The 11,715-nt window shown below is 66.3% G+C and carries 12 protein-coding genes; 1 reads left to right on the forward strand and 11 read right to left on the reverse strand.

Annotated features, from left to right (window positions below):
- Position 1 precedes the first annotated feature (1 nt).
- From MTX35_RS23810 to MTX35_RS23860, 11 genes are all read right to left on the reverse strand, one after another.
- Entirely contained in the window at positions 2-1,507 is a 1,506-nt protein-coding gene (locus MTX35_RS23810) for an SCO6880 family protein (protein WP_068426425.1), read from the reverse strand.
- Positions 1,504-3,075: a hypothetical protein gene (locus tag MTX35_RS23815; RefSeq protein ID WP_243597296.1), complete on the reverse strand. Its 1,572-nt coding sequence runs from the start codon at positions 3,073-3,075 to the stop codon at positions 1,504-1,506. Before MTX35_RS23815 ends, MTX35_RS23810 begins: the two co-directional genes overlap by 4 nt.
- The gene (locus tag MTX35_RS23820; protein ID WP_243597297.1) at positions 3,063-3,902 is read right to left on the reverse strand and encodes a hypothetical protein; all 840 of its coding nucleotides are present in this window, start codon (positions 3,900-3,902) and stop codon (positions 3,063-3,065) included. Before MTX35_RS23820 ends, MTX35_RS23815 begins: the two co-directional genes overlap by 13 nt.
- On the reverse strand, positions 3,902-4,540 hold the full coding sequence (locus MTX35_RS23825) for a hypothetical protein (protein ID WP_243597298.1): 639 nt from the start codon (positions 4,538-4,540) through the stop codon (positions 3,902-3,904). Before MTX35_RS23825 ends, MTX35_RS23820 begins: the two co-directional genes overlap by 1 nt.
- A 49-nt stretch (positions 4,541-4,589) precedes the next feature.
- Positions 4,590-4,859 carry a hypothetical protein gene (locus tag MTX35_RS23830; protein WP_243597299.1) on the reverse strand — a complete coding sequence of 90 codons (270 nt, stop codon included), beginning with the start codon at positions 4,857-4,859 and terminating at the stop codon, positions 4,590-4,592.
- The gene (locus MTX35_RS23835; protein WP_032386870.1) at positions 4,856-5,062 is read right to left on the reverse strand and encodes a hypothetical protein; all 207 of its coding nucleotides are present in this window, start codon (positions 5,060-5,062) and stop codon (positions 4,856-4,858) included. Before MTX35_RS23835 ends, MTX35_RS23830 begins: the two co-directional genes overlap by 4 nt.
- Positions 5,059-5,358 (reverse strand): hypothetical protein, encoded by a 300-nt coding sequence (locus MTX35_RS23840; protein WP_051364808.1) that lies wholly within the window; start codon positions 5,356-5,358, stop codon positions 5,059-5,061. Before MTX35_RS23840 ends, MTX35_RS23835 begins: the two co-directional genes overlap by 4 nt.
- 36 nt (positions 5,359-5,394) lie before the next feature.
- Positions 5,395-6,033, reverse strand: a complete 639-nt coding sequence (locus MTX35_RS23845) for a DUF6668 family protein (RefSeq protein ID WP_243597300.1) — start codon at positions 6,031-6,033, stop codon at positions 5,395-5,397.
- Between the two features lie 32 nt (positions 6,034-6,065).
- Positions 6,066-7,799: a cutinase family protein gene (locus MTX35_RS23850; protein ID WP_243597301.1), complete on the reverse strand. Its 1,734-nt coding sequence runs from the start codon at positions 7,797-7,799 to the stop codon at positions 6,066-6,068.
- Between the two features lie 6 nt (positions 7,800-7,805).
- A complete protein-coding gene (locus tag MTX35_RS23855) occupies positions 7,806-8,702 on the reverse strand; it encodes a hypothetical protein (protein ID WP_243597302.1) in 897 nt (298 codons plus the stop codon).
- Between the two features lie 94 nt (positions 8,703-8,796).
- Positions 8,797-10,017: a hypothetical protein gene (locus tag MTX35_RS23860; protein ID WP_243597303.1), complete on the reverse strand. Its 1,221-nt coding sequence runs from the start codon at positions 10,015-10,017 to the stop codon at positions 8,797-8,799.
- Positions 10,018-11,083: 1,066 nt separating this feature from the next.
- On the opposite strand from MTX35_RS23860, the gene MTX35_RS23865 reads away from it, so the two are divergent.
- Positions 11,084-11,581, forward strand: a complete 498-nt coding sequence (locus MTX35_RS23865; protein WP_094685989.1) for a helix-turn-helix transcriptional regulator — start codon at positions 11,084-11,086, stop codon at positions 11,579-11,581.
- The last annotated feature ends 134 nt before the right edge of the window (positions 11,582-11,715 follow it).

An 11,715-nucleotide genomic window follows, 5' to 3' on the forward strand; every position in this document is an offset into this window, starting at 1 on the left:
TCTAGCTGCGGCGCACGAGGATCGAGGTGGAGATCTGATCGGGCAGCAGCACTCCGACGCCGAGGCCGGCGGCAAACGCGGCGTCCTGGAAGGCGAACGCACGCCGCAGTCGCAGGCGGGAGCGGGCGGCGAGGGATTCGGTGACGGCGGCCGCGTTCGCAATTTCTTCGACCGATCCGACGGTGATCGTCAGCAGTGCCGAATAGCGTTCGTATCCGGCTCCGGAGACCATCTCGCGGCGGGCCTGCTCGGCGATCTCGTGGCGCTTCTCCGACCCGGCGGAGGTGATCTTGTTGCCGCGAGAGTTGATCGCGTGCAGGGCGTCTCGGTGTTGCTTGTCGACCTTCTTCGCGGCATCCCCGGCGGTGTAGGGGCGGTAGACGAGCGTCAATCGCTTACGGGGGATGTCGTCGTGCGGCTGCAGCAGCGGTTTGAGGACGGTGTCGGTGAACACCGACTCCGGCGGTGCTGCCATTTCCCATACGACCGAGACACCGCCGTCGTGGCGGTAGTGACCCCACTCGGTCTTCGCTCGTCCCGGTCCGGCGTCGTCCCAGTCCACGCCGTGCTCTTCGCCGGAGATCTCGAGTTCCTCGAAGTCGTTCTCGGTCGAGGGGTTGTAGGAGCGGTGCACGGCCGCGGTGATCTCGGCGGCAGTCATCGGCTGGGCGTCGATCCCGGCCCCGGAGAGCGACTCGTACAGATCAGGTAGGCGGCGGGCCAGTTCGGTGGCCATCTCTTCGGGGTCCTTCTGGCGTTCGCGGGTGGTGGCGCGGAAGGTGATCGACAGCCGTGCCAGGGTGCGGTGGCGACCCGAGGGCATCCGGACGGCGGACTGCTCGACGAACGACGCAGCCAGCGGCGGTGCGGTGGGGACGAGTTCGTGTTCGGCGCGACGTGCCAGGCGTAGGCCCGTTGCGGGAATGTTCTCCACCACCACCACGGCTCCGACGATGTCGCCGGGTAGTCCGAGGTCGGCGAGGTAGACGCCCCAGTCGGCGGTGTAGAGGTCTTTGTCGCGCTGGACGATCGCTTCGTCACCGCCCGGGAGGGCATCGAATACGACGGTGTAGCGGTGATCGTCGGGGTTGTGGATCATCCCGAACTCGTTGCCGTGACGGTCGATTCCCATGTAGACCTTGGTGCGGGCGAGCAGGCCGGGGAGTTTGTAGCGGCCACCGGGGATCCTCGAGTGCGGTCCGGCGTGGTACTCCGTGGACTTGTCGATGTGCTTACGCCGCATCCATTGCATTCTCAGTTGTCCTGTCTCGTAGAGGGTTCGGCCGTTCGGGGCGATGACCAGAGGGGTGAGGATGAGCGCGCCGACACCCATCAGAGCCAGTCCGACGACGACGTGGACGAAGATCAGGACTGCGAACGAGACCGCGAAAAACCCTGCACCGTACGCGATGACCTTCGTCGGTAGGCCGAACGCGAACGTGCTCTGCGGCCGGTTACCTGCCGAATAGATCGGCGGCTCGTACGGGGCCTCGAGCTGCGCGCTCATCGTTGAATCCGTCCGTGGTAGTTGCCGACTGCGCCTTCAGCGGCAGAGCCGAGAGTGGTCGAGACCGATCCGGCGGTGCGGCCGACGGTGCCCGCGGCTTTGAGTGCCCCTGCTGCGCCGCGCAGGGTTGCCGAGGTACCGGTGCGGCCGGCCGATGCAGCGGCCGTTCCGACTCTGCGGGCTGCGCCCATCGGCCCGGACGATGCGCCCGCGTGCGAGGGACTCGATCCACCGTTGTAGCGGCCCTGGAAACCGGGAGACGAACGTGCGCCGGTACCGGCCGCACCCGAAGACCCGCCCTTGCCGCCACCCGAGGATCCGCCGACGGAGTTCGCGACCGAGCCGAGGGCACGCGATGCAGCCATCCCACCGGCACCCATCACCGCCCCGCCTGCTGCGCCGAGCTGACCGACCTCCCTGCCACCGGCGGAGATGGTGTCCGCTGCGGGAGCGACGATCTTGATCAAGGTCGGCAGGGAGAACCCGATTATCGCCAGGAGGACGGAGCCGATGATGACCGTCGCGATTTGGTCGGAGCTCGACGCCGACGACGCCCAGAACGCGAACAGGTACAGCAGCGTCGCGACCGGTTTGAACAGCAACGCGCCGAGAGTGAAGGCAATCATCGACTTGTAGGAGCTACGCCCGGTGCCGGTGGCCGACGCGGCAGCAGCGAGCGGGATCACGGCCACGACGACACACAGCACCGCCTCACGGATCAACAGTGCGATCAATTGGGCGACCGACCCGAGGAACGCGAACCCAGCGCACGCGAGCGCCAGGATCGGGCCGAGACCGGTCTTGTCGTCGAATGCCGTGATGGCGGTGATCTTCTCGTTCAGATCGCCGCCGACGAACTTCTCCAGCGCGTATGCCGAGGCGATGTCGCCGCCTTGATGGAACATCAACACCAGAATCGGCAGCAGTGACACAGTGACGACGGTGCGCACCAACATGGTCGCGGTCTCGGTGGCCCCTTCCATCACCGCTTGTTTGCGGGCGATCGCGAGCTTGATCATCGCAATGATGATGGAGGCGAACAAGGCGACGACGGTGAACCCGGAGATGAGGTTCCGCAGACCCGACATGGCGTTTTCTGCGGCCAATCCGGGTATGCCAGAGGACATCCAGAACGTCATCACCGACCGGAATGCTTGGGTGTTGCCTTCCATCACCGATTTGGCGAAGTCCCCGACCGGGTCACCCCAGAATGTCGAGAGTGTGGAGTCGACGGCGGTGGAGAACGCGTCGCCGGGGTGATCGGTGAACGCGTTGTCCAGGCACAGTGCCTCGTCCATGAAGCCGCCCACGGCGGTTCCCTCGAGTGCGTCGTTGAGCCAACCGTCACCGAGGACCGGCGAGCCTTCGGCAACGCACTCGCGGCGTTGTTGCTGGAAGTCGTTGCCGTCGGCGTCGGGGTTGATCTGCTCGGTCAGATTCGGTGTGGGTGCCGGTGTCGGATCTTGGGCGTGGGCGAGTCCGCTGGCCCCGACTACCGCGATCAGTGAGAGCAGTGCGATGACGACAGCGCGGGCGGCGAAGGCCGCTGTGCGGGTCACAGTGCCCACCGGGTGAAACCATCGAGCGAGCTGTACGGGCCGCCAGTAGTGGCACCGTCGAGTTTGCTGACCTTCCAGGTGCCACCATCCCACGCCATATTCAGGCGCAGTCCTGTGTAGGTCGGGTTCTGCATCCGTCTACCGGCGTCATCGACATCGCGGATCTGAGCGAGCTCGACGACGGCGAAACTGTCCGTGCAGGAGAGGATCTTGAACGCCATGGGTGCCCGCAATGCCACAGTCTCGGTGTTGACCGGTTTCGCGAGTTCTGCTTCTTTCTTCTCCTGGGTACCGATCTTCTCGTCAGGTATCAGGGTGAGCTTCTCCGTGGATTCGACAGCCACGGGTCCGCCCGCGAGGCCGCGGGGTAGGAAGTTAGCGGCGGCCAGTGCCGCGCCTTGCGGGGTGCGGGTGTAGCCGGCGAGGACCAGGCCGTCGATGTACGACGGCCCATCCGTCTCGGAGTACAGGGTCGAGACACCGAAGTTGCGTTGGATCATCATCGACTCCGGGGACGTCACCGGTCGGCCGTCGTTGGTGCATTCGACACGCGGCCCGGTCGGCTCACGCTGCGGCAATGGTTGGCCGGCAGGGTTGTTCGGGACCATCACAGTGCGCCCGGACAGGTCCGCGTCGGGAACACCGAACCCTTCCGCGCCGGTGTCGAGCTCGGAGCCACCGGTGGCAGGTGCTGCTGTCGTCGGCGGTGGACCAGCGGTCGTCGGCGGGGTGTCGTCGTCGTTCATGTTCGGGATGACGAAGACGATCGCGCCGACGACCGCGACGACGACGAATACGGCGAGGCCGATGAGGAGTTTGCGTGTCAGGGCGCTCATCAGTTGTGCTCCAACGTGGTGAAGCCGTCGAGCGAGTCCAGCTCGACCGCATCGATGTTCTCTTCGGTGGTCGGCAGGACAATGCGCCAGTCGTCGGCGATCCACTGCAGAGCAACGGGGTAGGCGTAGAGCTGGTCGTCGCCGCCGATGGTTTGAGCCACCGACACCGCCGCCGAGAGTGGGTTGTCCGTGTAGTCGGTGACCTCGAACCCGACGAACCTCGGTGCAGCGTCGGCCGGAACGGATCCGGAAACGGTGACGGCGGCGCGTGCGGCCGCGAACTCGTCACGTCCGGGCCCGGGTGCGGTGACGGTGTTGACCACCTCCGGCCATGCCCGGTCGTCGGCGACGGCGAGTGCTGTCTGGCCGATGATGGCGGCCAGGACCGCACCTTGCGGGGTCTGGGAGTAGCCGCTGCGGTTCACCGACGTCCCGGTGGCGGGCCCGTCGACCCGCGATGTCGGCACCGATACCCCTGCGATCTCGCGCCAGGTCAGCTCGGCCGGAGCGGAGCGGAGGTCCGGTGCCGGATTGACCGCCCCGGTGGCCGGGTTGTCGTCGTTGTCGGATCCGCACGCAGCGAGAACGAGGACGGTCGCTGCGGCTGCGGCGATCCGGAGTGTGCGCGAGACGGTCATCGAGAGATGCCTTTCGGTTGAATTCGGTGCGTTTGCAGTAGGATTGGACTCAGGCGAGGACGGCTTGGGCGATGCCGGATGCGGAGCCGATGATCGCAGCGCAGATCAGGATGCGAGCCAGGGTGGCGTCCTCGACCATCTGCGTGCCGGTGGATTTGCGTTGGTTGACGAACACCGCCCCGCACACGAACAGCGCTGCGATGCAGGCGATGATGGCGAACCACAGCAGCCACGACAAGCCGGTCATGATCGGCTGCCACACCTCGTCGGGCCACTCGACCGGTGAGGTCGGTGGTTGCGCGAGCACGACGGTGTTCATGTCATCGCCGCCGTGACCACTGTATTCGCCACTCCAGCAACGAATCCGAGCAGAATCGACACATACAGCAGTCCGATGGCCCGCTGGTTGGCCTGACACCAGCGGCCCCTGAATTGGTCGTACGCAAGCTCACCGCCGCCAACCATGACTCCGACAATCGAGGCAATGATCAGACCCCACAGAGTCCAGTTCACGATGGTCATAGGACGAGCATGTTGACCAGGCCTGCGGCACCACCGATGACGATGGACCCGAACAGTCCGCCGACGAGTTTGCCGGTCGCATTGCCGCCTTGGCCTCCGCCGGAGATTTTCTCGTACGCGAGCATCGCGCCACAGATCATGATCCCGGCGACGGCAGCGATGATGCAGCCCCACATCAGCCAGGACAGCAGGGTCAAGATCTTGTCCCCGGTAGGGCCGTCCGGTGCTTGGGGGCTGACATCGCCGATGTTCTGCGCGAGGAACGTGGTCGTCGATGCGGTGAGGCTGGCAATCATGGTGTTCTCCTTGGGTGTTGGTTGAGAGGGTGCGGTTCAGTGGCCTGACGCATTGCGGGCGGCGGTGAAGATCTCCCGCCCGATCGCGGCGAGTTCGTGGTGTGGGCTGGTCGTCGAGGGGGCCAGTGCCCGCATCCGGCCGGGTGGCGGTGGGTCGGGTTCGGTGGGTGTCCAGATCGCGAGTTCGTTCTGTCTGTGGGTGCGCAGATCCTCGACGTACGGGACTCGCCACACCGCTGGTGCTGCGGAGGCGACGACGTCCGCCCATCGGCGCAGGGTCTTGGGGAGTGGGCCGGGGGCGTCAGGTACCAGGACCAGTCCGAGGAGAGTGCAGTCGCCGACGAGGCCGGCCTGAGCTTGCAGGAGAAGGTCGTGGGCAGCGTCGAGGCCGGCGCGGTCGGTGCGGCAGACGACGACGACATTGCGGTGCCGGTCGGCTGCGGGCCAGCCCCGGCGAGCATCGCCCGCCGGGGCCCAGATCTGAGCGAGGGTGCCTGCGCCGGAGCGCCCGTGAGCGGCGAGGAGCCACATCACGGGCGGGCGACCGCTGACCGCGACCGGGTCGTCGTGAATCGGTGCTCGGCGTGAGGGCGGCGGTATCCGCAGCCCGGCCGGGGTGACCGACACGTCGTCGTCTCGGTAGTAGTCATGGTGCTCAGCTGGTTGTGCGGCCATGTCGGGCGCACCTCCTTCTCCGGCGTTCTCGGTCACCGAGTGGTGGTTGGTGAGACGGTGGTCGGCACAGCGGCAGAAGCAGAGGGGGTCGTCGTGGTGGCCGCTGTGGTCGTTGTGGCGGTGCCGGTGGCTCCGACGGTGGCGTGGGCGGCGAGGATGCTCCCGGCGCTGCGGACGGTGTCGGTGGTGGCGAACAGCGCCGCACCTTGTTTGATCACTGCCCCGACCTTGTCGGCGAGAGACTGATCGCCGGTCAGGTCAGCGGCGAGGGCGACGATCCATCGCACGGTCAGCTCGACGGGGGTCTCACCTTGGGATCCGACCGGAACACTGTCGTAGGAGCCGTGTTTGGTGGCGGTGTTCCAGTACGAGGTGTCGGTGACGAGCTGCGCGAGACCGGCGTTCTCGTCGATGGTGTTCGACACTTCCTTGAACGCGACGTCGACGGCCGAATCGATCGTCGCCGGGGGTACGAGCTTGACCGCCGAGGACAGCACCTTGGTGGCGAGTATGCCGAGGGCTGCGGGTGGGTTGGTGAGCCCGACGGTGGCGAGCTGGCCGATGGTCTCGGGGGTGATGACGTCCTTGGCGACGGTGATCGCCGCGCCGATGGCCATGCCGGCGATCTTGGTGACCGCACCGACCGCTTCGTCGATCATCTCGTCGGTCGAGGTGGCGGAGGGGTCGGAGTACTTCGCCATCTTCGACAGCACTGTTTCCGAGGACGAGTTGACCTCGAATCGTCCTGCCTTGGAGTCGAAGTCGATGTTGTCGTTGATCACCGACGCGCCGGTCATCAGGGCAGTTCGACCGACGGCGGTGGAGACGTCGGTGAGGATCCGGACGGGGTCGCGGGTGTCCATCGAGGACTGTCCGGCAATGGAGGCAACGAGCTTGGCGGCGGGGGCGTCGATGGGGGTGTCACACGCGAGATCGCCTGCGGTGCAGTACGAGGCGACCCGGTCCGAGACTGCTCCGAATCCTGCGATCTTCGGTGTCGGTGCGATACCGCCGCCTGCGGGGGCGGCTGCGGCGACGGCCGGGGCAAGTTGGACGGTGTCCACTGCTGCGCCGCTCGTTCCCGGTGCCGGGGCAGGAGTAGAGCCGCCGCCGGCGATGACGTCTTCGCCTTCGGCTCGGGTGGGGTCGGAGAACAGTGCTGCGCCGGCGAAGTGGTCGGCGTCGACGGGGCCGTATCCTGCTCCGATGTCGCGGGTGACTTGGGAGGCGACCTCGCCGCCCTGGGAGTAGCCGGAGAGGAAGACCTTGGTGCCGGGGCAGCGTGCTGCGATGTCGGAGATCATCTTGGTGGTGTTCTCGACGCCGATGTCGACGGACTGGGCGTAGGGAACGGCGGAGCGATCGCCGGGCTTGCCACCGAAACTCGCCGGGTACGGGACGTAGCTGCGTTCGAGAGCGGGCCCGTCACCGGAGTTCGCATCACGCATCGCCGGAACGGTCAACCGGGAGAAGAAACCGGAATCGGCGTCGGGAGAGGAGTTCTCGTCGATCTCGGTGGTGCCGGGGACGACGACGAGATGCAGCACCGGGCAGTCGCCGTCGGTGCTGGATTGGCTCGTAGTCGCCGATCCGGACGGGGTGGGTGTGGCGGAGGGCTGCGCGGCCGCGACGCCGCTGGCGGAGACCGCGACCGTCATCGCGGCGGTGGCGGCGAGCAGGCGCGGAGTGAGGCGACGAACCTGGTCGATGGTTGTGTGCACGGCTTCTCTCTTCTTCAGTGGGGTCCAGCGGATGTGCCTGGTCATAGGGGGTCAGCGCGGGACGATGGCGGAGATGAGCGTCGTGCCGTCCTGCGTCTTGGTGGTGGTGATCCGTTGGCGGCTCATACGGCCGTCGATGCCGGGGCCGCGTTCGACGACGGTGACGTCGTAGATCCCCGCGTCGACCGGATCAGCGAGCACGCAGAACTCGATGTCGGGTTCGAGCTGGTCGATGCCTGTCTGGAGGCGCTGTGCGGACGCCATCACCGCATCCGGTGCCCCTGCGGCGCGGGCGGCGACCCCGTCGCGGTCGAAGTAGAAGGCCTTCTCGAACCGCCAGATCGCCACTGCGCCTGGATCGTCGCTGTCTTCGGTGACCGGGTCACCGTCGGCTTGCCCCCGGCACCAGGTGACATCGGCTGCGGCGGCACCGGCCGCTGCGGGTGCGGTCGAGGTCGGAGCCGTTGTGGTGGTGAGGATCTCGTCGGGCAGCAGTGCGGCAGGGGCTTGCGGTTCGTCACCGACGCCGGTGAGGACCAGAGCTGCTCCCAAGCCTCCTCCGACCAGAACCGCGAGTGCAGTCGTGACGGCGACAGCGGAGCGGTGACGTCGCCACCAGGACTGCGAAGGTGTGGGCGCGGTGTAGGGGCCTCCAGCGCGAAGTAGAGAGGTCCGTTCGTCGAAGGAGCCGTATGCATCCGTTGGCTGGGATGCGGGGCCACGGTCAGGGTGGTCCACAGCGATGTCGTCGGTAGGGTGCTCGACGAACCAGTCGTCGTCCGGATCGACATCGGCGGCCTGGTGCTCTGCCAGGACCGTCAGTCTGCGTTCGGATGGATACTCGGACGCCGCTGCGGCGGTGTCGGTCTCGGCAACGACCGGGTCGGCGAACCAGTCGTCGGTGCCGTCGTCAACGCCGGTGTCGGTGGTGCGGTCTCGAGGTGCCACAACAGGCCTTTCCGAGGGTCGAGGTGAGGAACGAACGGGGTCGAACCTTCGGGTGCAGCCCGGCCACCAGCAGTGGTCGGGCTGCACCCGGACATCAGACCGCGATGTTCAGTCCTGCAAGTGCTGCTTTCGCCTGGTCGAGAACGGGAGGGACGGCGGTGTTCACCGCGGCTACCGTGTCAGCGACGGCGGGCTGCTCGAGCACCGTCGAGGAGAACTGCTGAACCTGCTCGTAGGCGGGTTCGGTCCATACCGGTGCAGCACTGATTGCCTGCCCGATGGTGGTGTCGACCGTGTCCTGGGTACCGGAGGCCTCGACAAGCAGCGGCGCAGCAGAGACCGCTGGAACGCTCACCGGGGCCGGGGCCGGGAGCGGGGCAGGCTCTTCGATGATTTGCTGCTCGCCGCCGAGCACGGTGGCACCGAGGATGCCGCCGATGGCAGCGCCGGTGCCGGTCAGGCCCAGCACGATCGGTGCCGACAGGGCAGCACCGACGCCTGCTCCTGCGAGGGCGGCCGCACCGGGAACGAAGATGTACCCCACCGGTCCGGCCCAGATGACCGCGGGTGTGGCTACGGTCGTCGCCGCCAATCCGAGCGCGCCACCGATAGCGGCACCGGTGCCGGTGATCACGGCGGCCGGGGCTACGGAGGCGGCGAGGCCGACAGCGCCACCGGTCAATACACCGGTGGCGGTGCCGGCGGCGATGCGGTCGGCGCGGGGTGCGTCGGCGAAGCCGTTGTCCACGAGCCAGTTTCCGCCGTCGGCTTGGATGGCGGCTCCGGTGTTGTTGAACTGTTCCACCAGGTTCGGGTCGAGCAGGTTCGGGTCGTACGGGACGAGCTCGCCGCCGACGAGGACGTAGCCCTCGGGTGCGTCGATCGGTGCAATGACCTTGCGCTGCACAGTCGGAACCGGCGGCGGGGGCGGCGGGGCCGCTTGCAGGGCAGGGGGTGCATCGGTCGGGGAGGCCTGCGGCGCGGGGGCGGGCTCGTAGTAGGTGGTCTGGTACGAGGACTGCTGGTTGCCGGACCGGTAGTCGTCGTAGCTACGCCACTGCGTCTGCTGGACCTGGGGTGAGGCCTGGTAGCCGGGCAGGAACTGGCGTTCCTGGGTCGGGGCCGGCGGCGCGACGGGGGTGGTGTCGGTGGTGCCGGACTGGGCGGTGTCGGGTGCGGTCACGAAGTCCTGCGGTGCCGCGTGTGCGGTTGCGGTGCCCCATGCCAGTGCGACGGCGACGGGCACGGCAGTGAGAACGAGTGCTCGTTCTCTGCGGCGGCGGTGACGTCCGCCGATTCCTTGCTGGGGAGACATGTGTGGTGGTGCCTTTCGTAAGTCGCTGCTATGCAGCGGTATTGGGCGGGTGTGACAGGAGTGGTTGATGGTGGAACCACCACCGTCCGCGCTGGGAGAACGACCGAAAACGAGGGTCAGCCTTCGGGTGATCCCTCAGCGCGGACGATGGGTGATGCCTTGGGAGTGGATGCCAGCGCGCGTCCGTTGCACGCTGGCATCCACGAGCGCTCAGCCCAGCAGGCCGAGCCAGAACCAAAGCTGCGAGAAGATCCAAGGCATCGGTCGTATTCCTTTCTGTCAGTGGAGGGGTGGGAGTGTGGTCGATGTCCCGGCGGGGTCGCGCAGTTCGGCACACGATGAGGTCGAAGCGTCACCACGCGACCCTCGCGCCGGTCCACCAACCGAGGGGCTACACGGGAGCCTCAGTGCAGTGAGTTCGCCGCGTAGACCCTCGCGACTGATCGCCTCTTCAGGCGTCAGTCGAGATTGGGGGTACTAGGCCACGTGGCTGAAGAGCGGAGACCGTGGAAGTGGTTCCAAGAACGTCGCATTGGCGTCAGTCCATTCACCGATCACCGCGCCGGTCTCTTCGCAGATCAGCCTGTGGTGGCTGTGGTGGGGCACGGCTGGGAGCGAACACACGGCTAGGCCCGCAACACGGTCGTTGACCGAGGGACAGAGGGCGGTGCCGGGATTGCAGGTGGAGCCCGGATGTAACGTTCGCGGTTGCGCGACAGATGTCATAGGTGTCTCCGATCCGATTGCGGTTCTGCTAGATCCGCATAGGCTGGGAGAGCCCCTGCGGATACAAGTTGGGCCCGATATTGGGGCTTTGTTCTGTAGGTGGAGGGGACTCCGGATGCGTTTCGGGACGACCAATCACGGCGCATCTGGAGTCTGCTAATTCGAGTTACTCTGTGTCAGTTGGCTTCTCGCTTTCTTTGGCGTATCAGTGATGCTTGGACGCTGCGGTTGATGCAGTGTGCGTCTGTAAGCCGAATCTTGCTCTACCGACGCCCAGGGGCGAACCTCAATCGCATCGTCTAAACAACCGCGTCTATACACTAGCATCAAAACATGCTTTATGTGCTACCGAATTGGGACAAGTGGCATCGTGTCCTCTCGTGAGGTTCCATCGGTGAGGCGTCGGTTGCGTGGTTTCGCACCTGACAAGCTGCGGGCACGACGAATTGAACTCAAGCTGAGTGGTGCCGAGGTTGCGCGTGTTCTCGGAGTGGCTTTGACGACGTACTCACAGTGGGAGCGAGGCCAGTCCCATCCCCGCATAGACACCCTTGCTCGATGCGCTAAGGAATTCGGGAGCGAGATCAGTGATTTCGTCTCAGTGCCGGAGGACGAGGAATACCTCGGTGATCTGCGAATATCCAGGGGGCTGACCCAGGGGATGCTCGCGAGCGAAATCGGCGTCAGTAGCCAGTACATCGGGGCGCTCGAGCGCGGGCAGAGCAAACTGAGCGCGCCGGCCGCCCGCCAGATAGCGGAAGCGTTGGGGTACCCGGCGCAACGGGTCAGCGAGGCATACGAGCGTGTGCGGAAGCGGCCACGGGGCGAACCGGCCTGACTGGGGACCTGACTCTGGATTGACATTCTGGCTCCAAGACGCGTGCTTGTTAGCCACGTGAAATGTGTTCCACGTGGTGCTCAAAAGGCTGCGTCTGGGGGCCATGCGGCCGACAGGAAATCTTCAACTCTTCG

The sequence above is a fragment of the Rhodococcus sp. ARC_M12 genome, from assembly GCF_022810385.1.
In the GTDB taxonomy this organism is placed as follows: domain Bacteria; phylum Actinomycetota; class Actinomycetes; order Mycobacteriales; family Mycobacteriaceae; genus Rhodococcoides; species Rhodococcoides navarretei.